At 41.4% G+C, this 23,095-nt stretch carries 23 protein-coding genes; 14 read left to right on the top strand and 9 right to left on the bottom strand.

Translation table 11 applies throughout. The features are described 5' to 3' along the window. The first annotated feature begins 9 nt into the window (after positions 1-9). Positions 10-1,146 (top strand): dipeptidase, encoded by a 1,137-nt coding sequence (locus QT327_RS25780; RefSeq protein WP_130854789.1) that lies wholly within the window; start codon positions 10-12, stop codon positions 1,144-1,146. A 5-nt stretch (positions 1,147-1,151) separates the two neighbouring features. Here QT327_RS25780 and QT327_RS25775 read toward each other — a convergent pair whose 3' ends face one another. The 3 genes from QT327_RS25775 to QT327_RS25765 form a co-directional block, all read right to left on the bottom strand. Next, positions 1,152-2,138: a hypothetical protein gene (locus tag QT327_RS25775; RefSeq protein ID WP_289554245.1), complete on the bottom strand. Its 987-nt coding sequence runs from the start codon at positions 2,136-2,138 to the stop codon at positions 1,152-1,154. Between the two features lie 217 nt (positions 2,139-2,355). Beyond that, on the bottom strand, positions 2,356-3,081 hold the full coding sequence (locus QT327_RS25770; RefSeq protein WP_013664377.1) for a YebC/PmpR family DNA-binding transcriptional regulator: 726 nt from the start codon (positions 3,079-3,081) through the stop codon (positions 2,356-2,358). A gap of 10 nt (positions 3,082-3,091) precedes the next feature. Continuing rightward, positions 3,092-4,045, bottom strand: coding sequence for an NAD-dependent epimerase/dehydratase family protein (locus QT327_RS25765; RefSeq protein ID WP_130854791.1), 954 nt, complete (start codon positions 4,043-4,045; stop codon positions 3,092-3,094). A 208-nt stretch (positions 4,046-4,253) separates the two neighbouring features. On the opposite strand from QT327_RS25765, the gene QT327_RS25760 reads away from it, so the two are divergent. Then, complete coding sequence (locus QT327_RS25760; RefSeq protein ID WP_130854792.1) at positions 4,254-4,529, top strand: hypothetical protein; 276 nt, start codon at positions 4,254-4,256, stop codon at positions 4,527-4,529. Between the two features lie 39 nt (positions 4,530-4,568). On the opposite strand, the gene QT327_RS25755 is transcribed toward QT327_RS25760, so the two are convergent. Next, on the bottom strand, positions 4,569-5,477 hold the full coding sequence (locus QT327_RS25755) for a lamin tail domain-containing protein (protein ID WP_130854793.1): 909 nt from the start codon (positions 5,475-5,477) through the stop codon (positions 4,569-4,571). A gap of 247 nt (positions 5,478-5,724) precedes the next feature. Between QT327_RS25755 and QT327_RS25750 the strand changes: the two genes are divergently transcribed. The 12 genes from QT327_RS25750 to msrA all read left to right on the top strand — a co-directional run bounded on the left by QT327_RS25750 (position 5,725) and on the right by msrA (position 17,800). Then, positions 5,725-6,714, top strand: coding sequence for an aspartate-semialdehyde dehydrogenase (locus QT327_RS25750; RefSeq protein WP_013664373.1), 990 nt, complete (start codon positions 5,725-5,727; stop codon positions 6,712-6,714). Between the two features lie 87 nt (positions 6,715-6,801). Continuing rightward, entirely contained in the window at positions 6,802-7,608 is an 807-nt protein-coding gene (locus QT327_RS25745; protein WP_013664372.1) for an endonuclease/exonuclease/phosphatase family protein, read from the top strand. 22 nt (positions 7,609-7,630) lie between these two features. Further along, positions 7,631-9,064, top strand: a complete 1,434-nt coding sequence (dacB, locus tag QT327_RS25740; RefSeq protein ID WP_130854794.1) for a D-alanyl-D-alanine carboxypeptidase/D-alanyl-D-alanine endopeptidase — start codon at positions 7,631-7,633, stop codon at positions 9,062-9,064. Between the two features lie 166 nt (positions 9,065-9,230). Next, complete coding sequence (locus QT327_RS25735; protein WP_130854795.1) at positions 9,231-10,079, top strand: 4-hydroxy-3-methylbut-2-enyl diphosphate reductase; 849 nt, start codon at positions 9,231-9,233, stop codon at positions 10,077-10,079. Positions 10,080-10,314: 235 nt separating this feature from the next. Continuing rightward, positions 10,315-11,385 carry a ferrochelatase gene (hemH, locus tag QT327_RS25730; protein ID WP_013664369.1) on the top strand — a complete coding sequence of 357 codons (1,071 nt, stop codon included), beginning with the start codon at positions 10,315-10,317 and terminating at the stop codon, positions 11,383-11,385. 43 nt (positions 11,386-11,428) lie between these two features. Continuing rightward, entirely contained in the window at positions 11,429-12,700 is a 1,272-nt protein-coding gene (locus tag QT327_RS25725) for a metallophosphoesterase (protein ID WP_242627118.1), read from the top strand. 39 nt (positions 12,701-12,739) lie between these two features. Then, on the top strand, positions 12,740-13,987 hold the full coding sequence (locus QT327_RS25720) for an ABC transporter permease (protein WP_013664367.1): 1,248 nt from the start codon (positions 12,740-12,742) through the stop codon (positions 13,985-13,987). A gap of 55 nt (positions 13,988-14,042) precedes the next feature. Beyond that, positions 14,043-14,381, top strand: a complete 339-nt coding sequence (locus tag QT327_RS25715) for a tRNA-binding protein (RefSeq protein ID WP_013664366.1) — start codon at positions 14,043-14,045, stop codon at positions 14,379-14,381. Between the two features lie 115 nt (positions 14,382-14,496). After that, on the top strand, positions 14,497-14,967 hold the full coding sequence (locus QT327_RS25710; protein ID WP_013664365.1) for a nucleoside deaminase: 471 nt from the start codon (positions 14,497-14,499) through the stop codon (positions 14,965-14,967). A 216-nt stretch (positions 14,968-15,183) separates the two neighbouring features. Then, positions 15,184-15,795 carry a superoxide dismutase gene (locus tag QT327_RS25705; protein WP_013664364.1) on the top strand — a complete coding sequence of 204 codons (612 nt, stop codon included), beginning with the start codon at positions 15,184-15,186 and terminating at the stop codon, positions 15,793-15,795. 179 nt (positions 15,796-15,974) lie between these two features. Then, positions 15,975-16,973 carry a zinc-binding dehydrogenase gene (locus QT327_RS25700; RefSeq protein WP_130854796.1) on the top strand — a complete coding sequence of 333 codons (999 nt, stop codon included), beginning with the start codon at positions 15,975-15,977 and terminating at the stop codon, positions 16,971-16,973. A 155-nt stretch (positions 16,974-17,128) separates the two neighbouring features. Further along, complete coding sequence (gene msrA / locus QT327_RS25695) at positions 17,129-17,800, top strand: peptide-methionine (S)-S-oxide reductase MsrA (protein ID WP_130854797.1); 672 nt, start codon at positions 17,129-17,131, stop codon at positions 17,798-17,800. Between the two features lie 9 nt (positions 17,801-17,809). On the opposite strand, the gene QT327_RS25690 is transcribed toward msrA, so the two are convergent. From QT327_RS25690 to QT327_RS25670, 5 genes are all read right to left on the bottom strand, one after another. Next, positions 17,810-18,721, bottom strand: coding sequence for a LysR substrate-binding domain-containing protein (locus QT327_RS25690; protein WP_013664361.1), 912 nt, complete (start codon positions 18,719-18,721; stop codon positions 17,810-17,812). Between the two features lie 120 nt (positions 18,722-18,841). Next, positions 18,842-19,816, bottom strand: a complete 975-nt coding sequence (pfkA, locus tag QT327_RS25685; protein ID WP_013664360.1) for a 6-phosphofructokinase — start codon at positions 19,814-19,816, stop codon at positions 18,842-18,844. A 33-nt stretch (positions 19,817-19,849) separates the two neighbouring features. Next, positions 19,850-21,466: a protein-disulfide reductase DsbD family protein gene (locus QT327_RS25680; protein WP_242627119.1), complete on the bottom strand. Its 1,617-nt coding sequence runs from the start codon at positions 21,464-21,466 to the stop codon at positions 19,850-19,852. A 183-nt stretch (positions 21,467-21,649) separates the two neighbouring features. Next, on the bottom strand, positions 21,650-22,099 hold the full coding sequence (locus tag QT327_RS25675) for a protein-disulfide reductase DsbD N-terminal domain-containing protein (RefSeq protein ID WP_013664358.1): 450 nt from the start codon (positions 22,097-22,099) through the stop codon (positions 21,650-21,652). Positions 22,100-22,296: 197 nt separating this feature from the next. After that, the gene (locus QT327_RS25670; RefSeq protein WP_165446911.1) at positions 22,297-23,094 is read right to left on the bottom strand and encodes a biotin--[acetyl-CoA-carboxylase] ligase; all 798 of its coding nucleotides are present in this window, start codon (positions 23,092-23,094) and stop codon (positions 22,297-22,299) included. Position 23,095: the final 1 nt, after the last annotated feature.

Below are 23,095 nucleotides of genomic sequence, written 5' to 3'. Positions count from 1 at the left end.
CTATTGCTCATGAAATTTTTTCTGTTTTTTTTCTATTTACTGTTAGCTGCCTCCTTGTCCGCCAGGCAGCAAGCAGACGACCTTCATAAAAACGCAATCGTGATTGATTTGCATAATGATGTTCTTTCGGAATCAATTATCACGGGAAAAGATATAACAAAGCGATTGACCAAAGGTCATACGGACTTTCCAAGGTTGAAGAAAGGGGGGGTTGATGTACAATTCTTCTCGGTATGGTGCGACGGGAAAAAATTAAAGCCCTTTCAGTATGCAAATAGGCAAATAGATGCTTTGAATGAACTGATAGAACGGAATACAGACCAAATAATCCTTGCTAAAAGTGTAGGTGATATTTATAAAGGGGTGCAACAAGGTAAAATAGTAGCGATGCTCGGGGTAGAAGGGGGACATATGATTGAAAATCAGCTTAGCAATTTGGATAGCTTATACCGTAGGGGCGTACGCTATTTAACCTTAACATGGAATAATAGTACTGCGTGGGCCTCTTCGGCAGCTGATGAGCGGAAAGGAAAGCGTCGGGGGCTGACAGACTTTGGAAGGCAGGTGGTTAGGCGGATGAACGAATTAGGCATGGTAATTGACTTGTCGCATGTAGGAGAACAGACTTTTTATGATGTACTGAAGATTACGGATAAGCCGGTTTTTGTATCACATAGCGATGTTTATTCCATTAACCCACATTACCGAAACCTGACGGATCAACAGATCAAAGCTATTGCTAAAAATGGCGGGGTTATCGGCGTGAATTTTTATGCGGATTTTTTAGATCCAACTTTTCGCCGGAATGTAAGTTTGCTATATGCAAAGCATATCAGTTCGACGGATAGCCTGCCGGTAAGTATAGATAAAAAATATCGTCTGCTTCCTGTTCAAGTACGGCAACAAGTGGCACCACCGCTATCGCTCGTTGTGGATCATATCAATTATTTGGTACAAGTAGCTGGTATTGACCACGTGGGTATCGGTGCAGACTTTGATGGCATGGACGCTACCCCGGCAGGATTGGCCGATGTAGGTGAATACCCTCATCTAACCGAAGCACTTATTGCATGTGGTTACACCGATGAAATGATTAAAAAAATATGGGGCGGCAACGTGCTGCGTGTACTTCGCGCACAAGAGTGACGATATTATTTGTCGTTTCCTGTATCGCCCTTTTTGAGTCCCGGTTTAAACCGAGGCTTAAAGCCTAAAGGTTTAGCTTCAGTGCTCGCGGCGTTGTGCTCGGTGTCTGTATTCGGATTTGTATGAGGAACCTCAGCTTTTGCTTCGGGAGCCATATTTTTTTTATCCCCCTCAGCACCGGGATTGGATGTTTGTTGCGGTTTTTCCGTAGACGTTTTATTTGTAATACCGGCTTTGAATCTAGGCTTAAATCCCGTTGGCTTCGAAATAGTAGGCGATTCATTATCAGTCGATTTGTCGGACACATCTTTCGCATCTTTTGACTCGCCCTCCACCTTACTTGCTTGGTTTGAGGGGTGGCCAGGTTCTTTCCGCAGGTGTTCGGCTGCTGTTTTATCGGTAAGGCCAGCTTTGAACCTGGGTTTGAAGCCCATGGGTTTGGATAGGTCTTTTGGTTCACCGGTCTTCTGTGTTTCAGAAGGTTCCTCTGTTTTGCCTATTTTTTCAAGTTGCTTAGGCAGCGCAGGTTCTTCTTTTGGTATTGCCGTTTCCTTATTTGTTACGCCAGCTTTAAAACGGGGTTTAAAACCGGACGGCTTATTGACATGGTCGGTAGCTGGCGCTACAGTTGGAGGGGTATCCTCACCCTTTACAGATTGATCTTCTGCATGGTCTTCTTTGGAACGCGTGGTCTGTCCCGGTTTAAATCTAGGTTTGAAACCGGTGGGCGCTTTGCTTGCACTATCCGTATCCGTTTCGGGGTTCGGAGCGGGTTTTGCTTCTCCGGTAGGTGGAGTTGCTTTAAACCGCGGTTTAAAGCCGGTAGGTTTCGCGGCTTGCGGGGATTCTGCTGCAGCAATGGCCTTGTTTTCGTCCAAAGAAGAAGTGCTAATGGGCGCCTGAGATAGGCCAACCTCTTCTTTGAGATGATAGCTTTTCCGTAAGCGGTTAAACCAGAATTTCTTTGTATGGTCGAAGCTCTTTTCGCCCATTAGCTCAAAATGACTTTTGAACTCTCTATACAATTGAGGTTCCACCTTCTCTAATTGGCGAAGGTCTATCCTTTTTTTATAAAGAAATCTTCGAAAGTCATTCTTTTAGTATTAAGTATCTAGTATCAGGTATCAAGTATCGGGTATCAAGTACCCAAGTATCATTCTGGCTACTTACCTGCCTGCCGGCAGGTGTCTTTTATCTTGATACTACTAATTAAACCATATTATGATACACCGCTTGTACGTCGTCGTCTTCCTCAATCTTATCGATGAGTTTCATCACTTCTGCAGAAGCCTCTTCCGAAACTTCAGTTGTAGAGAGGTTAATGCGCTCTAATTTAGCACTTTTTACGTCAATGCCCTTTTCTTCTAATAGTTTTTGCATATTGCCGAAGTCCTCGAAAGACGTTTGTACTACCACAATGTCGTTTCCTTCTTCGTCTGCTTCGACGTAGAGTTCCTCCAGGCCGCCATCGATTAACTCCAATTCCAGTTCTTCTAAATTCAGGTCTTCTGTCGCCGCAAAACGAAAGATTGACTTGCGTTGAAAGATAAAGTCAAGTGAGCCCGTTTTACCTAAAGAACCGCCTGCTTTAGTGAAATAGCTTCTGATATTAGCCACTGTTCTATTGGTATTGTCAGTGGCTGTTTCGATTAAAATGGGTACTCCATGTGGGCCATAGCCCTCATAAACATGCTCTTCGTAACCTTTGGCGTCTTTCTCAGATGCACGTTTGATCGCAGCTTCTATCCGATCTTTCGGCATGTTGACCGCCTTCGCGTTCTGTATAGCCGTGCGAAGACGTGAGTTGGACTCCGGATGAGGTCCGCTCTCTTTAACAGCGATGGCGATTTCCTTTCCAAGGCGTGTAAATTGGACCGCCATCTTGGCCCAGCGTTTAAATTTTCTTTCTTTTCTAAACTCAAATGCTCTTCCCATATAATGTATATTAAGTGGTTTCTAAATTTTGTTTTAGGTTTTTTATCATCTCCTCTGTCATTGCCTTGAGATTAAATTGTGGGTTCCAGCCCCAATCTTTTCGAGCATATTCATCATTGATGGAAGAAGGCCAGCCATCTGCAATTGCCTGGCGTGGATCATTATTCGAGTAGGAAATGGAAAATTCGGGAACATGTACTTTAATTGCTTCAGCTAATTCCGCCGGCGTGAAACTCAGGCCTGTCAAATTATAACTACTTCGGATTGTTAAATTTTCAGCAGGTGCATCCATTAATTGAAGTGTACCTTGGATTGCATCCTCCATATAAAGCATTGGTAAGCGAGTTTCGGCAGAGAGGAAGCACTCATAGGTTCCTTTACTCAAAGCTTCATGAAAAATGTGAATAGCATAATCCGTAGTGCCTCCGCCCGGAGCAGCCTTCCAGCTTATTAAACCTGGATATCGGATGCTACGAACGTCTAGGCCATATTTATTGAAATAATACTCGCACCAACGTTCACCGGCCTGTTTGCTGAGGCCATATACCGTACTTGGATCCATGATGCAATATTGAGGAGTTTCCTCTTTAGGTGAATGGGGTCCAAAAACAGCGATGGAACTTGGCCAGAACACTTTGTCAACGCGGTATGTTACGGAGAGATCCAATACATTCAGTAGACCGGTCATATTTAAATCCCAGGCCAATTTGGGATTTTGTTCACCAACAGCAGACAACACAGCAGCCAAAAGATAAACTTGTGTTGGTTTGTACTTTTCGAATAGAGATTGCAGTAGTTCTTTGTCAAGAACATTCACAATTTCAAAAGGACCCTGCGATGGGGTATTAGGTTGCCTTATATCTGATGTTACTACACTTTTTTCTCCATATTTTAATCGCAAAGCAGTTGCTAATTCCGTTCCGATTTGCCCGTTAGACCCGATAATGATAATGCTTTCTTCCATCGCCCACAAACTTAGATAAATTGCCTTTCATATGCAACTGAGTAGTGAGGTGTGCAGGGAAATCGCTTTTTAAAAAAGACCGGTTTTTTATTCAACTTTTCAAACATACGAGTTGAGCAAACCGAAGAACGTAGTGATGAGTTCATGAACACCTTTAAAAATAAACAAGAGTGAATAAATCAAGGCGGTGTAGGCTACTTTGCACCTGATGGCAAAGCATCACTGGCGCGTATTGGAGCCGTTTCACTTCCTCAATCCGCTTGGATACTGCCATATGAGCAGAGGAGCAAATGCTTTGCTGCTCGTTGCGTCGGTATCCTTCAAGGCCGTTTATCCGACACTCGGGGCCCAGTGGCTGCCCGCAAAAGCTCTTCGTTCAGCTGAAATATCGCCTAGGAAGTTTGCGGCTTGCAGGTTGAAGCACCACCATCGTAGCAAAGTTCCAAGCGATGAGTCTTTGGTTACTTTCTGCGGAAGAAAGTGACAAAAAAAACGTTCTTTTGATATGTTAACTATTGTTTGCCTAAAATTTGGTTGCCAATACGCAACTCATGCGATATTTTTTTATACCATCAACGGAGTTGTAAACTTCTACATAAACGAGGTAAATACCCACGGGAAGTCGCTGACCTGTATCGCTAACACCATCCCAAAATAGTGTGCCACTTGTACCAAGTAAATGGTTCCGGTATAAGGTTTTTACCAGCATTCCCTGTTCATTATATAGGTAGACATTCACCATATTACCGCTTTGCTGAAATCGATAATTGATTTGCAATATATCTTCGAATCCGTCATAGTCAGGTGAAAATGTCTTTGAGCTAAGCCAGATAGCGTCATGCTGCTCAGTACGTTGCTGTGAGTTTCTGTATCCCGGTGTAGCATAACCCACCGAAGCCGCTGCGGAAGTGAAATTGCCCGGTTTATTGGTGTCTTCCTCAAAACTTTGTCTTTCCAAAGAAACTCCTTTCGGATTCTTTACCAGTGGATGGTGCATGCCTTCATGATAGTCGAGTCGGTCAATGATCGTTTGGCCGTTTATAATTGCGATTGATCCGCCTGTATTGGGTAATTGAGGCATTGCCGCTATATCAATGAAAGCTGTTGGGTTTTCGGTATAATAATGATCTTTAACGATATTACCATCTTTACTTAGTACCATATATTGTTTAGGGTAAAAGGGTGTCTCTTTGGTCGCAAGAGGTCGGACGTTGATTAGACTATCCTTGTCAATAACGCGAGCGATCTGTAAGCTTTTTAAATCGATGGTTTTTTCCGACCGGTTATACACTTCAACAAACTCCACACCACTGGCTTTTGGATCGGGAAGTATCTCATTGATCAATATATCAAGTGGCTCTACCTGAGCGTGTAGTGTCGCGGTTAGTAAAGACAATAAGGATGAAGCTAATATAAGACAGATCTTATTCATTATCCAGGTTGTGGTTTGGTTTATTTCAGATGAGCTAAGATAAAAAGCTTGGTTGAGGAGGGCAAACGTTCAATCGCTTGACAAGAAGAATGAACGAACTGAACAAGGTGTTTTCGAAAAAATGAACTTTGAAGAAGCTGATCGCTAAAAACATTCCTCTTTTTAACTTTAAAATTCGTATGTTTGAAGGTTAAAAAATAATGATTCATTAAAATTTACTATTAAAACAAAAATTTAAAACAAAACAATGAAAATTGCAGTCGTTGGCGCTACCGGGCTTGTCGGTTCGGAGATGTTAAAAGTTTTAGCAGAGCGCAATTTCCCAGTAACAGAATTGATTCCGGTAGCCTCTGAAAAAAGTAAGGGTAAGGAAATTGAATTCAAGGGAAAGAAGTATAAGGTGGTTACACCCGACGAGGCAATAGACTTGAAGCCGCAAATCGCTTTATTTTCTGCCGGCGGAGGAACGTCGACGGCGTATGCACCTCAATTTGCTGCGGCAGGAATTACTGTAATTGATAACTCATCTGCATGGCGTATGGACCCTACAAAAAAACTGGTCGTTCCGGAAGTGAACGCGCATGTACTCGCATCAGATGATAAAATTATAGCAAATCCAAACTGCTCAACCATTCAGATGGTTGTCGTATTGAAACCTCTTCATGAGAAATATAAAATAAAACGTGTTGTCGTTTCCACCTATCAATCGGTAACAGGAACAGGGGTGAAAGCGGTACAGCAGCTCAACGATGAACGAGCAGGCAAAGATGGAGAAAAGGCTTATCCTTATCAAATTGACCTTAATGTGATTCCTCAGATCGATGTATTCCAAGATAACGGTTACACAAAAGAGGAGATGAAAATGATTAAGGAGACGAATAAGATAATGGGGGATGATAATATCCGCGTGACCGCTACTACGGTGCGCATCCCGGTGATGGGAGGGCATTCTGAATCTGTCAATATTGAATTTGAGAATGACTTTGATTTAAATGAGGTAAGAGATCTACTTGCAAAGCAAACCGGTGTTATCGTCGTGGATGATCCGGCTAATTTGAAGTATCCAATGCCAAAAGACGCTCATGGAAAAGATGAAGTGTTTGTTGGACGTATCCGTAGGGATGAGAGCCAGGAAAAGACACTTAATTTGTGGATTGTGGCGGATAACTTGCGTAAAGGAGCTGCTACCAACGCCGTCCAAATTGCCGAATATTTAGTGAAGCAAGGCTTGGCTTAATGCCAATAGAAAATAAAAATAAAAGGAAGATGCTTGAAAGCCATCTTCCTTTTTTATTTTTGGTGCGTCAGCATAATAAACAAAACAATGAACAAGGCCTTCTTGAGAACCCTTTTTACAATTACCTGTTTGCTTCAATTTATATTTGGAGCCGAAATTGTAACCGCCAATGAAAAGGATACATTGCGTATTATTACCTATAATATTCATCATGCTAACCCACCGTCAAAGCCGGGACTTATCGATTTAGAGGCCATAGCAGCGGTTATTAATCAAAATAAGCCGGATTTAGTTGCTTTACAGGAGGTGGATGTAAATAACCGGCGATCGGGTAAAAACCTGAACGAAGCGGCAGCATTGGGAAGCTTGACAGGGATGCATCATCATTTTGTAAAGGCCATCGACTACGAAGGGGGTGCTTATGGTGTTGCCATACTATCTAAGTGGCCTATACAACAAAAGGATAGCTTAATATTACCAATGGCTGAAGGAAGTAATGGCGAACCTCGCGTACTCGCCATTGTAGCAGTAGAGCCGAAGCCCGGTAAACCGCTTGTGTTTGCCAGCACACATCTAGACCTAAAGGAGCAGAACCGGCTGTTGCAAGCAGAGGCCATCGTTAAGAAATTGAGCACCTATTCTCAACCCGTTATTTTAGGGGGCGATTTTAATGCAAAACCGGAATCCGACGTAATTAATCATTTTGATACCTACTTTTCAAGGAGTAAAACTAGCGGTAGTGCTGCTTTTACAATTCCTGAGGTAAATCCCGATCGGGAAATTGATTTTATTATGTTCAGACCGAAAAAGCGCTTTCAGTCGGTACGGCACGAGGTGATTAAAGAGCCTTATGCCTCCGATCACCTCCCCGTAATGGTTGAATTGACTTATTGAGCGGAAAATAACTAAAGCAAAGATGGTGTTAAGTAATGCTATAAGCATACGATTTTGGTTGATTTTGATCGTTTTTTCATTGACAACTCAATCGTATGCCCAATCCCTGGAACAGAAAATAAATATCGCTTATCAACAGTTTGAAAGTAATCCGAACCTGAAGTATGGAACGGCATCACTTACCGTATTAGACGCTAAAACCGGTTCCGTTATCTTTTCTAAGAACGGAAATACAGGGCTAGCTACAGCCTCCACCCTGAAGACGATCACTTCTGCTGCTGCGTTTTACCTGTTGGGAGCAGATTACACGTATCAAACAGAATTGTACTATACCGGTCAGGTTGTAGATGGTATCTTAAACGGCGATCTAGTTATTAAAGGAAGTGGCGACCCCTCTTTAGGTAGTGACCGATTTGAGCAAACAAAGGAATCCCTGTTGTTAACACAATGGACTCATGCTATTGTGAATGCAGGGATCAAGAAAATAAACGGTAGTATTATCGGTGACGATTTGTTATATGGAGGACAAAAGGCTGGTCCGCGATGGATTTGGCAGGATTTAGGAAGTTATTATGGCGCGGGGATATCTGGGTTAAATTGGCGAGAAAATTTAGTGGACGTTCATATACTCCCGGGCCGACAGGTAGGAGCTGTCACAACCCTGCAGTCGACGGTGCCTAATGTATCGTATTTAAAAATCGTTAATGAATCTACTACGGGTAGCCCCGGTTCGGGAGATAAAGTCTATCCCTACAGTGCACCCTATTCGTCGCTCATATATCTGCGGGGTACTTACGGGATTGATTTAAAAAAGCCTATTCAGATCGCGCTTCCGGATGCCGCTTACGACGCAGCGCTAAGATTACAGTTGAATTTGGAACGCCAAGGTGTAAGCGTACGACAACCTGCTACTAGTGGCAAATTGCTTAAGCTATCGGGAAAGGAAGTGCCATCAGCAGGTAGGACATTGTTTATCCACCAATCTCCAACCTTAAAAGATCTTGTTTATTGGTTCAATCAAAAAAGTATCAATTTGTATGGTGAGGCACTCCTAAAGACGATCGCTCAACAAAAAGGGTCTGTGTTGGACACGGACGACGCGGCTGATACAATGCGCGACTTTTGGGTTAACAAACTAGGATTGGAAAAAGGGTCGATGAGAATATTTGATGGTAGTGGCCTCTCGCCCGAAAATCGTGTCACAACAATGGCCATGGCAAAAATTTTGACCTCTATTAAAAGAGAACCTTGGTTTAGCGACTATTATAAAAGTATCCCTGTTTATAATGGCATGAAGATGAAGAGCGGTACGATTGGCGGTGTACTGGGGTACACTGGATATCAAAAAGCATCTAATGGAACCGAGCTTGTGTTTAGCTTGCTCGTGAACAACTATGAAGGTACCGCTTATAATATGCGACAGCAGATGTTTAGATTACTGAATGCATTGAAGTAGTTAGAAAGTAAAAAGTAAAAAGTAAAAAGTAAAAAGTAAAAAGTAAAAAGTAAAAAGTAAATTTTACTAACAACTAACAACTAACAACTAACAACTAACAACTAACAACTAACAACTAACAACTAACAAACAACTTATAGCCAAAAAATGCTATCTTTGCATCATCATGAGTTATCAACTGCGCGTTTCAATTGATAAGGATTCCGGCTTTTGCTTTGGAGTGGTTTATGCCATTGACATGGCAGAGGAAATCTTGGAAGAGGAGGGATATCTCTATTGTTTGGGGGATATTGTTCATAATGATGAGGAAGTAGCCCGCCTAAAAGCCAAGGGGCTGCGCATCATTTCCCATGAAGATCTACCTAAGCTCCGGAATGAAAAGGTTTTAATCAGAGCGCACGGAGAATCTCCTGAGACCTATAAAATAGCTCTGGAGAATAATATAACCTTGATTGATGCATCTTGTCCTGTGGTGCTAAAATTGCAGAACAGGATTAAGACATCTTACGACGATAAAGAGCGCATTCTCATCTTCGGCAAACATGGACACGCAGAAGTGATTGGCCTGCAAGGTCAGACAAATAATGAAGCAATCGTTTTTCAAGATCTGGAAGAACTTGACGCGCTTGAGTTGCCTGGTAAGTTTACCTTATATAGCCAAACGACAAAAAGTACCGATAAATTTTATCAAATTAAAGATGAGCTGTTAAAGCGGGGATACGAAGTGAAAGCAAATGATACGATTTGCAGACAAGTATCCAATCGTTATGAAGATCTGGCTAAGTTTGCAAAACAATTTAATAGAATTGTTTTTGTGTCGGGCAGAAAATCGTCTAATGGCAAGGTCCTTTATGATGTTTGTCTAAGAAATAATCCAAAAAGTATATTTATCTCTGATCCTGCAGAACTGGATGCTTCTATGTTTGGCCCAAATGAGACTATTGGCGTTTGTGGGGCTACATCAACACCTATGTGGTTAATGCAAAAAGTGAAAGAACAGTTGGAGCGTTTTTAATCGTCCGATCTTTCCATGTATCCCATTATCATATAAAGCTCACATTCATTTTTGATTAAAACCAAAGCGAATACAAATTTGTAATTTTGGGATGGAGTAATGATGCAAAATATGGCACAGGTTTTGGCGTAAAGGTCTAACTTGTCTGCAAGGACAGACTTTTACTTTACCAGTAAATGTTGTGCTGACTGCTCTTGATTGTGTAGGGAGGGATTTAAAACACTAAAATTTACAGATGAAAGCAAAAAAAGGCGTGTTGTTGATTAATCTGGGAACGCCTGATAGTCCTAAGGTACCTGACGTTCGGCGATATCTAGATGAGTTTTTGATGGATGGTCGGGTGATTGATATCGGTGTAATCCAGCGAAATCTCTTGGTACGGGGAATTATTGTTCCTTTCAGGAGTCCAAAGACTGCTAAGTTATACAATGAGATTTGGGATAAGGAAAAAGGTTCCCCACTGCTTTACATCAGTGAAGAACAGGTAGCTTTATTGCGCGAGGAACTGAGCGACGAGTACCAGATTGAACTCGCGATGCGTTACCAAAACCCTTCTATCGAACAGGCATTGGAAAAGCTTCGTTTAGCTATGGTTGACAGTATTCGCGTCATCCCCTTGTTTCCACAGTATGCATCCGCTACCACTGGGTCTGTGATTGAAAAGGTAATGCGCCTAATGAGTACGTGGCCAACCTTTCCGGAAATATCATTTGTCAATCAGTTCTATGATAACGAGTTGATGATCGAAGCTTTTGCCGACAATGGCAGATTAAAGAAACCTGAAACTTTCGATCATGTACTATTTAGCTTTCATGGCTTACCGATTAGGCAATTGAAGAACGTTGACAATTCCGGTAATCACGGTTGTGATGCCCCCAATTGCTGTGCGCAGATAAGCTCAACGAATAAATTTTGCTATGTTGCGCAATGTCATGCAACAGCACGGTTGATTGCGGAAAAGCTTCATATAGCTCCTGAAAAGTACACTGTCTGTTTTCAATCAAGATTAGGAAAGGAGCCGTGGGTTCAGCCCTATACGAGCGATGCGCTGGAGAAACTAGCCCATGAAGGTGCAAAAAGACTGCTGGTTTTCAGTCCGGCATTTGTTGCCGACTGTATAGAAACATTATATGAAATAACCGTAGAATACGGGCAAGAATTTAAGAAGCTAGGTGGAGAACATGTCGAATTGGTGCCAAGCTTAAATACCCATCCAAAATGGATAGAGGCATTAAAACAAATGGTACTCGGCGAGCAGGCAAACATACCCAATATGCAGCTTGGAGAAACAGTTGTGAATAAGTAGGATTTGAATGGGTGTGCCCGATAGGGCCGGAAAGGATTTAAATATGAGACTGATCGTTATTAATGCCTTTATACTGCTTTTAATTGATTTTTATATTTATTATGCACTTCAAAAAAGCACCATTCGATGGGCTAAAGCACGTTTTTTTAAAGCTGTTTGGTGGGGATATAGTATCGCTTTGTTCATTGGTGTTCTGGCGAGCTTATACTTCAGCCTTCCTTTGATTGTTCGATCCATTATATTGGTTGCTTTTTTCTTGACCTTTACCAGTAAGATTTTTTATGTACTAGTCTTGCTTGTAGATGATTTTAGGAGAGGCGGCGTGTGGATGACAAGAAAGATATTTGGCAGAAAAGGTGAATCGGAAGCGACGAAGCTTTCTGCGGAAACCGTTTCAACTAATGCTGATCGTATTAGTCGATCACAATTCCTAACTAGAGCTGGTATTGTTGTTGCTGCTGTGCCCTTTGCCACCTTGAGTTGGGGAATTGCTGTGGGAGGCTATGATTATAGGGTGAGACGACAGAAACTTTATTTGCCGAATTTGCCTAAAGCCTTTCACGGATTAACGATTGGGCAAATATCGGATATCCATTCAGGAAGCTTTTATAATAAAACGGCCGTTCAGGGAGGCATTGATATGCTACTTGCCGAAAAACCGGATGTCATTTTTTTTACCGGCGATTTAGTTAATAATAAGGCCGATGAAATGCGCAATTATCAGGACTTATTTAGTAAAGTGAAGGCACCTTTGGGCGTTTATTCGACATTGGGGAACCACGATTATGGAGATTATTTCTATGGGAAGGAGGATAGCCCCGAGAAACGTAAAAACTTACAGCAGGTGAAGGACATCCATAGGATTATGGGGTGGGATTTACTTTTGAATGAACATAGAAAATTGCGTGTTGATAATGAAGAGATTGGTATATTAGGAGTGGAAAATTGGGGAACCGGCAGATTCCCTAAGTATGGACGAATTGATTTAGCAAAAAAAGGTACGGAAGACCTGCCTGTAAAACTTTTATTATCGCACGATCCGTCCCATTGGCGAGCTCAAGTATTAAATAATAAGGATATCGATGTCATGTTTGCCGGCCACACACACGGTATGCAATTTGGTATTCGAGGAGATCGTTATCAGTGGAGCCCTGCAAAATACGTTTATAAAGAATGGGCGGGACTTTATACAGATGGTAACCAACAACTGTACGTTAATGTGGGGTATGGTTTTTTAGGTTATCCTGGTCGCGTTGGCATTTTGCCTGAAATCACCATTTTTGAACTAGTAAGTGAGTCTCCGGCTGTAACATAATCCTTATTTGCATGTCTTAATAGCAAATCGTTTGAGATTATGTCAGTAAAGATGCCCTATCGAGAAAATATCCGGCTTTCGTTGGAGTCCATTGCTAGCAATAAATTGCGTACTTTTTTGACCGCCTTGATCATAGCAATCGGTATCACCGCCCTGGTAGGCATTCTTACCTCCATTGATGCTATTCAAAACTCATTAAAAGATTCGTTCTCAGCAATGGGAGCCAATTCCTTTAATATTAGGAATAGAGGAATCAACGTACAAATCGGAGGCAGCGGTACAAGACCTAAAGTTTTCAAAAAAATATCCTATCGTGAAGCCTTGGCCTTCCAAAAGAAATTCGATTATGGTGCCATTGTTTCCATTAGCGCCTATGCTTCCAATTTTGCGGTTGTGAAGTACGGGAGCGAACAGTCAAATCCAAACATATCCATATTGGGAGGTGATGATCATTATTTGCAAACCGGGGGGTATAAATTGGAAAGCGGTCGAAACTTTACCCAGCGCGAGTTGGAAACCGGATCCAATGTGGTGATTATCGGGAGTGAAATAAAAAAACGTTTGTTTAAAGAGGGGCAAGACCCCTTGAACAAAATGCTGGTTATCGGTAATGCAAAATATTTAATTATAGGCGTGTTGGAAGACAAAGGATCCAGTGCCGGCATGGGGGCTGATAAGACCTGTATCATCCCCTTGTTGCGTGCGCGAGCTGTAGTGCAGGGGGAAATGCCTTCTTATACTATTACGGTAATGAGTAGCAACGCGCAGGGGATAGACCCAACAATTGGGGAAGCAACCGCTTTATTTAGAAATATTCGTGGATTGGCAGTTACACAGGAAAATAATTTTGAGATCACCAAAAGCGATGCTGTTGCCCAAATACTGGTTAGTAGTCTTACCTATGTCGCCGTGGGGGCCTTTGTGATCGGCATTATTACATTAATAGGTGCTTCCATTGGCTTAATGAATATTATGCTTGTTTCCGTAACCGAGCGTACGCGGGAAATCGGAGTTCGAAAGGCAATCGGCGCCACGCCAAAAGTGATACGAATGCAATTTTTGACGGAAGCGATAGTAATCTGTTTACTTGGAGGGATAGGCGGTATATTGCTCGGTATTTTAATTGGTAATATCGTAGCGGTGGTTGTAGGAACGAGTTTTGTCGTGCCATGGAAATGGATAATAATGGGGATTGTTGTCTGCGTGGGCGTCGGTATGATCTCGGGTTTTTATCCGGCTTCTAAGGCATCAAAACTAGACCCGATCGAGGCGTTACGCTACGAATAAGTGCCGAGAATTAAAAAAACTTGTGAAAAAAAGCAAGTTTATCTATGTTTATCTCATGGAAGAGATAAATTGGCATGATTTTGAAAAAGTAGAACTACGTGTAGGTACGATTGTAACAGCGGAAGACTTTCCGAAAGCTCGAAAGCCGGCTTATAAGTTAACCATTGATTTTGGGTCCGAAATAGGCATTCGAAAAAGCAGCGCGCAAATCACTAAACATTATACAAAAGAAGAATTGCCCGGCAGGCAAATTATTGGTGTTGTAAACTTTCCCAAAAAGCAGATCGCCAATTTTATATCTGAATGCTTAGTTACCGGATTTGCTGACGAAAATGGAGATATTGTTTTATCCACTGTTGCATCAAGGGTACCAAATGGTGCCAAACTGATGTGAGGCTTTAGTAATAGCCTTGTAACACGGAATCTTGAATTTGTTAGTAGTGAATTAATCAACGGATAGTGGCTGGCCGACAGTCTAGCTTAAAACCTGCGGTCGAAAGAGAAGATAAATGAAATATATAAATTTTGAAGATACAAGTGATTCCGTATCGGACGAATTCTTTATGAAGGAAGCTTTGCGCGAAGCCCAGAAAGCTTTTGATGCAGACGAGGTTCCTATTGGAGCCGTCATTGTACATGATGGTAAAATTATAGCGCGGGGGCATAACTTAACAGAAACACTGAATGATGTAACTGCTCATGCAGAAATGCAGGCCTTCACAGCCGCTGCGAATTACATTGGGGGTAAATATTTAAAAGATTGCACCCTCTATGTTACAATAGAACCTTGCGTTATGTGTGCGGGAGCATCCTATTGGTCTCAGATTAAGCGAATCGTTTTTGGCGCACGGGATGAAAAGAGAGGATACGCTACGATTTCAAAAGATATTGTCCATCCGAAAACTACGGTAGTAAGTGGTATTATGGAAGAGACGTGTCGGGAATTAATGCAACGATTTTTTCAGTTGAAAAGACGATAGTCTAAATTGTTAGCTGTGAACAAGGGAGAAGGGAATAGCTGTTCAAAATCCCAATTGATAATCGGACGAGTAAAACATGTTCCCTACTAACATGTTCCCAAGTTCACATCTCTATCTATTGTCATCTCCTTATAAAAACTTAATTCATAAGAACAATTCGGAGCATATATCGTTATATTTGTGTACAACAATCAGAAAATTAAAAAACATAAAATTATGGCTTTTTCACTTCCTGCGTTACCATACGCATCCGATGCATTAGAACCACATATTGATAAAGAAACCATGGAAATTCACCATGGAAAACATCACCAGGCATATGTTGATAATTTAAATAAAGCAATTGCCGGAACTGATGCGGAATCGCTTTCTATTGAAGAAATCATAAAGAATATTTCAAAATATCCTGCTGCGGTTCGAAACAACGGCGGAGGGCACTATAATCACTCCTTATTTTGGACCATATTGTCGCCTGATGCGCAAACTACTCCGAGTGGTGAGTTGGCTACCGCTATTGATGAAACATTTGGTTCTTTTGACGAATTAAAGAAAAAACTTCAGGATGCCGGAGCAACGCGCTTCGGTTCCGGCTGGTCGTGGTTGGTTGTAGATGCCTCCGGAAAGTTGCAGGTAACGTCGACACCAAATCAGGACAGTCCATTGATGGACGTTGCAGAAGTTAAGGGAACACCAATCTTAGGTATTGATGTTTGGGAACATGCCTATTATTTGAAATATCAAAACAAACGCCCTGCTTACTTAGAGGCAATTTTTAATGTTATCTGCTGGAAATCAGTTGGCGAGCGTTACGCCAATGCCAAAAAATAATGGCTCATTTGGATTTTCAAAGATTTAAAAACATGCGAAGAAGCAGTGTTTGCCTAGGCAGCACTGCTTTTTTTAATCGTGAAAGATCGGCACAGTGCTCCGGATTTATGGTTGCACAAAGTTGTTGTCACATCTGCCTGACAGCGATGAATGGCATCGCCAACATAAAACACAAATAAATGAAAGCGATAGTTCTGGACGGAATTAACTTACCCTTAACGATAAAGAATGTAAGTAAGCCTAAACTAAAAGCGAATGAAGTACTCGTAAAGCTTAAAGCTGCGGCACTTAATAGGCGAGATTATTGGATACAAAAGGGACAGTACGCCGGTTTGAAATTCCCTATTATTTTAGGTTCCGATGGTGCAGGAGTCGTAGCAGAGGTGGGGAGCGAATCGGAAAAGGAGTGGATCGGAAAGGAAGTGCTTATCAATCCCTCATTAAATTGGGGCGAAAGCGAAGCCGCACAGTCGACCACATTTCATATTCTCGGACTTCCACAGGACGGTACTTTTGCAGAATACGTAAGCGTGCCGCTCCAAAATTTACATATTATGCCACCTCACCTTACTTTTGAGGAGGCGGCTGCGATACCCTTGGCCGGGTTAACCGCCTGGCGAGCCTTATTCAGTAGAGCGCATCTGAAGAGGGGGGAACGACTACTCCTAGCGGGTGTTGGAGGCGGGGTAGCAAGCTTTGCTTTGCAGTGGGCCGTACTTGCGGGTGCAGAAGTATATGTAACATCAAGCAAGCGGGAAAAAATAAGGAAGGCGCTAGACCTGGGAGCGAAGGCCGGCGCATTGTATACCGATAAAAACTGGGCAAATAAAATACACCCTAACGATGGTTTTGATGTTATAGTAGACAGCGCTATAGGAGAGGGCTTTAATAATTATATCGAGCTTGCGAAACCAGGTGGTAGAATTGTTTTCTACGGTGCTACGGTATCAGGCAATTTACCTGAACTCAATGCGAGAAAAATATTTTGGAAACAACTGAGTATATTGGGTAGTACGATGGGTTCGCCTAAAGATTTTCATGATATGTTGGCATTTGTAAATAAGCATCAGGTAAAGCCTGTTATTGACTCAATTTTTCCTTTAGCGCATGCCGAAGAGGCTGTGAGGAAGATGGATCGTTCGGAACAATTTGGTAAACTGGTACTAAGAGTGGATTAAGTTATAGAAAGATGAAACCGAGATGTAAATAATAATAATAGACACAATGGGCAATTATTATTGACAAGCATTTACATTTTTAGGTGTCAATGAGCCTCGCGGTCGCTTCGGTTATTTACTCGAGCTCTCATTAACCATTAAAAAGAAATAATAGGATGAAAACAATAGGAATGGTTATAAGTGCTTTGTTGCTGAACGTGTTTCTCTCTTGCGCGGGAGAACCCCAACAAAAGCAAGAGAAAAATAAGGTAGTTACACCTTCAGCAAATGCCGGTCTTTTAGATACGGCGACTTTTGCCGCGGGGTGTTTTTGGTGCGTAGAGGCGCAGTTTCAACAGCTTAATGGCGTTGATACAGTTGTCTCCGGTTATACGGGTGGGTATGTTAAGAACCCCTCTTACAAAGAAGTTTGCACGGGTAATACAGGCCATGCAGAGGCCGTGAATATTATTTTCGACCCAAAAGTAATCAGCTTTGATGAGTTGATCGAGGCATTTTTTGTGGCCCATGACCCAACACAACTAAATAGACAGGGAAATGATGTGGGAACGCAATATCGATCAGCCATCTTTTATCATAATCCGCAACAGAAAGAAAAGGCATTGTATTATATCAAAAGATTAGATGAAGAACATGCCTACAACAAACCTATCGTCACAGAGGTGAAACCATACGGTGCTTTCTATATAGCCGAGGATTACCATCAAAATTATTTTAATTTGAATCGGAGCGAAGGATACTGTCAATTTGTAATAGCACCGAAATTGGAAAAATTTGAAAAGGTTTTTAAGAAGAAACTGAAAAACAATAGTGAAGGAATAAAATAATCCATTGTATTAGGTGGCATGAATAAAAAACTGCTCTTGTTGCTTTGCAAAACGCATAAACAATTCGGGAAGGCCGGATAGCGGTCCATGGGGATGGATGAAAAAGAAATTGCGCTCTATGGTGAAATCTTCTATTTCAATAATTTTTAAATGTTTTTCATGCAACTCGCGAGTGATGGCATGAATAGACAAAAAAGCAAAGCTATTACTGTGCAAAAGAAATTGTTTAATACTTTCGGTACTCGCTAAATTAACGTTTATCTGCAAGTCCTGTAGATCTACACCTTTTTCTTTTAAATGTTTAGCGATCACGTCATTTGTTCCTGAACCATTCTCGCGCATAATAAAGTCAAGCCGTGAAAGATCCCTAAATGCGAATGTATCATGCAAAGCAAGCGGATTTTCTGCACGTGTAACTAAAACAATTTCGTCTTTAAAGAGAGGTGTGTATTTCATTGATTTATTTTGTGTTAACCCCTCGATAATTCCGAGATCAATGTTTTTTTTATCGAGCCAATCTTCCACTTGTTGTGTATTGCCGTGTGCCACTTCAATATGTATACCGTCGTAATTGCGATGAAAATTCGCTAATATGAGGGGAATGATGTAGTGCGAAATAGTGGTGCTGGCACCTAATTTTAATTTTCCCGATGTTTCTCCCTTTAACTTATCAATTTCGTACGTAGCTTTATTATATTGCTCAATAATAAGACGAGCATGTTTGTATAGAATGGAGCCTGCGGCAGTTAGTTTAAGCTTGTTGCCACTTCGTTCGAAAAGAGATTGGCCGATTTGTTGTTCCAATTCCTGGATATTTTTACTAACAGCAGGTTGTGATATAAAAAGCTCCGAAGCCGTTTTTGTAAAATTCAATTGCGTAGCGGCAGTGAAAAACACTTTTATTCTGAAATCACACTCCATAAAACAATGTAGATGTCTTGATAATTGTTGGGATTAATCCCGATAAAACTTGTTTATAATTGGAAAGAGCGCTAGACCAAAACCAGCCTAGCCTCTTTTTACATCGTTTTGAAAATAAAATTAAGATAAGATATCCACAATTTTAAGCAAGCTGGGTGTAAGGGAGTCTATATGCTTGATGGCCTTATTGAATGGAGTAAATGCAATGTCACCATTGATAACGCCCGCCATTTCACCTTTACGTCCAGCTAGTAGCGCTTCCACGGCAGCAACGCCTAGACGGCTTGCCAGTACTCGATCCATACAAGTTGGGCTACCTCCACGTTGTATGTGACCCAAAATGGAAACTCTGGTATCATAATTTGGAAAATGTTTCTTCACCAGTTCGGCTATAGCGAAGGCGCCACCTTCTTCGTCACCCTCGGCCACTAATACAATTTTCGAAGATTTATCTTTTCGGCCATGAGCCAACTTTTCCAATAAAGCTTTTGAATTTGTTGCGCTTTCCGGAATTAAAATGGCCTCTGCCCCTGTTCCTATGCCACTACGAAGCGCAATAAGTCCGGAATCACGGCCCATTACCTCAATAATAAATAGGCGATCGTGCGACTCCGCTGTATCTCGGATTTTGTCAACTGCACTGATAACGGTATTGATGGCCGTATCATAACCGATGGTGAAATCGGTTCCTGCTAAATCATTGTCAATAGTGCCTGGAAGCCCCATTACCGGGATGTCGTGTTCCTCAATAAATTTTGCTGCTCCCGTGAACGTTCCATCTCCACCAATAGCGACTAATCCGTCGATTTGGAATTTCCTGATTTGTTCATAAGCCTGTTGACGTCCTTCTACGGTTCGAAATTCTTTACTACGTGCGGTCTTTAAAATAGTTCCGCCTCGTTGAATGATATTGGCTACAGATTTAGCATCCATCGGAAAGATATCTCCATTTACCATACCATCATAACCCCGCTGAATACCGAATACATTTAGATTATAATGCAAACTCGTGCGTACAACAGCACGTATAGCTGCGTTCATGCCCGGCGAATCTCCACCTGAAGTAAATACTGCAATATTTTTGATTGTGCTCATATTAATGTATAGCTGATTTGATTATTACGGACACTATAGCCTTTCTTTATAGGCTTTAATACCTGATTCAAGAAAGTCGATGTAATTTTGGGGATCATAATTCGCTCCTTGCGGAGGAACCAATACATTACCATTGCTGTCTACAATAACATATAAAGGTTGCGAATTGCTGTTGAATTTGGATGCCTGGAAATCGCTCCATTTTTTTCCGATGGTATTGATCTTTTTTTTGCTGTAAGTCGAGATGTATTGTTCGTTTTGCGGCAGCGTAGTCTTATCGTCGACAAACAATTCTGCCATAATAAATTCGTTATTTAAGAGGTTTTTTACGCGGGGATCCGTCCAAACATTTGCTTCCATTTTACGACAATTCACGCAGTTCCAACCAGTGAAATCAATTAAGACAGGCTTGTTTGTTTGTTTAGAAACCTCCAAGGCTTGTTCATAATCATAATAGGGATCAAAGCCTTTCGGAGTTCCACGTTCATGAAAGATCTCTGCATATTTTTTAGGACCGGAGTTTGTGGTAGTATGAGACGAAGCCGATATACCGGTGCTTAAGTCAAAATCTTGAGTAGCACTTGGCGGCAAGAATGCGCTGACTGACTTTAATGGGGCGCCCCACATACCCGGAATCAGATATACGACAAAGGATAGCACCACAATGGCAAAAAATGTACGCAGAACCGATAAATGTGGAACCTCACTGTCGTGTGCAAATTTGATTTTTCCTAATAGGTATAGCCCCATTAAACCAAATATTACGATCCAAAGAGCTAAAAATACTTCTCTATCCAGCCAATTCCAATGGTATGCCAAATCCACATTCGATAAAAATTTAAGAGCAAAGGCTAATTCGAGGAATCCTAATACCACTTTTACGCTATTCAACCAACCTCCGGATTTCGGTAAGGATTTCAACAAGGATGGAAACAAAGCGAACAGCGCAAAGGGAATAGCAAGTGCCAAAGAAAAGCCAAACATCCCAATGGCAGGTCCTAAACGTTCGCCCTTGGAGGCTGCATCTACTAACAAGGTTCCAATTAGCGGGCCCGTGCAAGAGAAAGAAACTAAAGCGAGGCTAAAAGCCATAAAGAAGATGCCAATAAGGCCTCCTTGATCCGATTTAGCGTCTACTTTGTTAACAAATGAGCTGGGAAGGGTAATTTCGAAAGCACCTAAAAAAGATGCAGCAAATACCACTAACAATAAGAAAAACAAGAAATTAAAAATACCATTGGTAGAAAGTGCATTTAAGGCGTCTGATCCAAAAAAAATGGTGACAAGCATTCCCAAGCCAACATAAATAACTATAATAGATAAGCCGTATAGAATAGCTTGTCCTATCGCTTTTGACTTAGACCCAGCTCTCTTCGTAAAAAAGCTAACGGTTAAAGGAAGCATTGGGAATATACAAGGCATTAAAATAGCGGCAAAACCAAAAAGCAAGCCGTTAATGAATATTTGCCAAAGTGAAACGCTATTCGCAGTATCTGTTGAAATTACCGGTTGGGCAGGCAAACCTTTAGTAGGAGTAGCTGCTTGGACTGTATCGGTATTGACGCTTGTATCTTCTGTTATATCAGTAAATTCGATATCATCCAAAGAAATGGTGTCGGTTTGTAACGTAAGCGCAGAGGCTTCGTTCATAAAAAAGCTTAAGAAAATACTAGCTAATGTAATTATAATGAATTTTCTATACATCAGTTTTAGTTTGAAGGCGTGAAATTAGTAATTATTCCTGAGAGGGTGCCAATTTTCAGGTCTCCTTATTGTAAATAAAGTACGGTTAGGTTAAGATGGGATGAAGGAAAGCGGCTTAAGCCACTTTCCCTATTTTATTGGAATATTGAAATTCACTTCATCGGGAGGTAAACATTCCCGATCGTTGCACACCATAAATTCAATGGTCCCTTTAACAGAGGTTGCGGCTTTATTGAGTTTGATTTTTTGTTGAAAGACAACCTCGTTTTCAAAGTATACAACATCCATGTCAAACACCTTCTCGAAGTGGCTTATCCCCTTCGGTTCACTGGTTTTTCCAACAGGGGTGTAATCTGTTGATTTTGTGAAAGTAAAACTGGTAGGCACCGGGCCACCGGGTTTGATGTTTTGAGAGTAAATATGCCAACCTTTATCGATGGTAGCTTTTATTAGAAGCACAGCCTCCGTTTTATTAATCTTTTTAGCAGCATAGGCCCATTTTACCGGCGTTTTAATCTGTGCGGACGCAATTAAGGTGCTGAAAATCAAAATGGCTAAAAATGCACTTAATTTTTTCATTTTAATACAATTTGTCTTTTTAGACGCTGTTGGTCAAAAAGGTTTAACTTATGTGTGAATAGTCGGCCTTGCAAACTATGGAGCGAGGACGGTGCAAACTTATAGAAAAGGAGGGGATTATGCAATTTGGTTACGTCTTCTTCGCCCCAACTTTAGTCAGTTCCGTGATTTCTCTTCTGCATACTTGGCAGGAATCCTCAAATGAACGCAATTTCTTTAATAGCGTGCTCTGTCAACTGGCCGTCAAAATCTACTATAAGTTTTCCTTCTTTGTTTACGTCAATGACTGTGCCGCTTTTGTGTTGTCCTTGCACCAGAAAATTGGCAGGCTCCCCTAATCGGTAAAGAAGGCTTCTGTAACGACTTTTTTGCTGTATTATATGTTTTTCTTTAAGGCGTTGATATTCAGTGCTTAAGTGATAGCAAAGGCTTTGCAGTAAGGTGTTTATTTCAAAATCCTGATTCAGCAGCAGCTTAAGGGAAGAAGCCCTTGCCTGATTGTCACCAAAAACGGTTTGGTTAACATTTAGCGCTATGCCAATAATGGCATGTTTCCAGCTGCTTCCCCGCAGTATATTCTCTATAAGAATTCCTCCAATTTTTTTATCTAGGTAGTAAAGGTCGTTCGGCCATTTTATACGCAGATTTTCGCCCAATATCGGTTGAAGAGTATCCGCAATTGCTAAACTAACGGCGATATTGAGATCGAACTGATCCTTTGGTAAAAGGAAGGTCGGGTTCAATAGAACACTACAAGTTAAGTTTTTACCTGGTTCACTTTTCCAAATATTGCCCGCTTGTCCCTTTCCTGCATACTGCTCTACTGCCATTATTACAGTTCCTTCAGTATATGGCGTAGAATTTGACAGGTTAGATTTAAGATAATCATTAGTTGAATTTACCCGTTGAAGAGTAATAATATTTTCTCCAACAATAAGTCCCAAAAAAGTGTTACTTTGCAAAGTCTTTGTGGCATTAAATGAAAAACTGTTCAAA

The sequence above is a fragment of the Olivibacter sp. 47 genome (assembly GCF_030372825.1).
Classification (GTDB): domain Bacteria; phylum Bacteroidota; class Bacteroidia; order Sphingobacteriales; family Sphingobacteriaceae; genus Olivibacter; species Olivibacter oleidegradans.
The sequence above is the reverse complement of the archived record's forward strand: the minus strand, read 5'-3'. Positions and strand labels throughout refer to the sequence as shown.

What these genes read in the sequence shown, in the direction of transcription:
- QT327_RS25765 (WP_130854791.1), bottom strand. Translation starts at nt 4,045, where the DNA reads ATGGAAGAAAGCATTATCATTATCGGGTCTAACGGGCAAATCGGAACG.
- QT327_RS25725 (WP_242627118.1), top strand. Translation starts at nt 11,429, where the DNA reads ATGAGACTGATCGTTATTAATGCCTTTATACTGCTTTTAATTGATTTT.
- QT327_RS25690 (WP_013664361.1), bottom strand. Translation starts at nt 18,721, where the DNA reads ATGGAGTGTGATTTCAGAATAAAAGTGTTTTTCACTGCCGCTACGCAA.
- QT327_RS25715 (WP_013664366.1), top strand. Translation starts at nt 14,043, where the DNA reads ATGGAAGAGATAAATTGGCATGATTTTGAAAAAGTAGAACTACGTGTA.
- QT327_RS25780 (WP_130854789.1), top strand. Translation starts at nt 10, where the DNA reads ATGAAATTTTTTCTGTTTTTTTTCTATTTACTGTTAGCTGCCTCCTTG.
- QT327_RS25755 (WP_130854793.1), bottom strand. Translation starts at nt 5,477, where the DNA reads ATGAATAAGATCTGTCTTATATTAGCTTCATCCTTATTGTCTTTACTA.
- QT327_RS25745 (WP_013664372.1), top strand. Translation starts at nt 6,802, where the DNA reads ATGAACAAGGCCTTCTTGAGAACCCTTTTTACAATTACCTGTTTGCTT.
- QT327_RS25770 (WP_013664377.1), bottom strand. Translation starts at nt 3,081, where the DNA reads ATGGGAAGAGCATTTGAGTTTAGAAAAGAAAGAAAATTTAAACGCTGG.
- dacB (WP_130854794.1), top strand. Translation starts at nt 7,631, where the DNA reads ATGGTGTTAAGTAATGCTATAAGCATACGATTTTGGTTGATTTTGATC.
- QT327_RS25750 (WP_013664373.1), top strand. Translation starts at nt 5,725, where the DNA reads ATGAAAATTGCAGTCGTTGGCGCTACCGGGCTTGTCGGTTCGGAGATG.
- QT327_RS25760 (WP_130854792.1), top strand. Translation starts at nt 4,254, where the DNA reads ATGGCAAAGCATCACTGGCGCGTATTGGAGCCGTTTCACTTCCTCAAT.
- QT327_RS25775 (WP_289554245.1), bottom strand. Translation starts at nt 2,138, where the DNA reads ATGGGCGAAAAGAGCTTCGACCATACAAAGAAATTCTGGTTTAACCGC.
- pfkA (WP_013664360.1), bottom strand. Translation starts at nt 19,816, where the DNA reads ATGAGCACAATCAAAAATATTGCAGTATTTACTTCAGGTGGAGATTCG.
- hemH (WP_013664369.1), top strand. Translation starts at nt 10,315, where the DNA reads ATGAAAGCAAAAAAAGGCGTGTTGTTGATTAATCTGGGAACGCCTGAT.
- QT327_RS25700 (WP_130854796.1), top strand. Translation starts at nt 15,975, where the DNA reads ATGAAAGCGATAGTTCTGGACGGAATTAACTTACCCTTAACGATAAAG.
- msrA (WP_130854797.1), top strand. Translation starts at nt 17,129, where the DNA reads ATGAAAACAATAGGAATGGTTATAAGTGCTTTGTTGCTGAACGTGTTT.
- QT327_RS25720 (WP_013664367.1), top strand. Translation starts at nt 12,740, where the DNA reads ATGTCAGTAAAGATGCCCTATCGAGAAAATATCCGGCTTTCGTTGGAG.
- QT327_RS25735 (WP_130854795.1), top strand. Translation starts at nt 9,231, where the DNA reads ATGAGTTATCAACTGCGCGTTTCAATTGATAAGGATTCCGGCTTTTGC.
- QT327_RS25710 (WP_013664365.1), top strand. Translation starts at nt 14,497, where the DNA reads ATGAAATATATAAATTTTGAAGATACAAGTGATTCCGTATCGGACGAA.
- QT327_RS25675 (WP_013664358.1), bottom strand. Translation starts at nt 22,099, where the DNA reads ATGAAAAAATTAAGTGCATTTTTAGCCATTTTGATTTTCAGCACCTTA.
- QT327_RS25680 (WP_242627119.1), bottom strand. Translation starts at nt 21,466, where the DNA reads ATGAACGAAGCCTCTGCGCTTACGTTACAAACCGACACCATTTCTTTG.
- QT327_RS25705 (WP_013664364.1), top strand. Translation starts at nt 15,184, where the DNA reads ATGGCTTTTTCACTTCCTGCGTTACCATACGCATCCGATGCATTAGAA.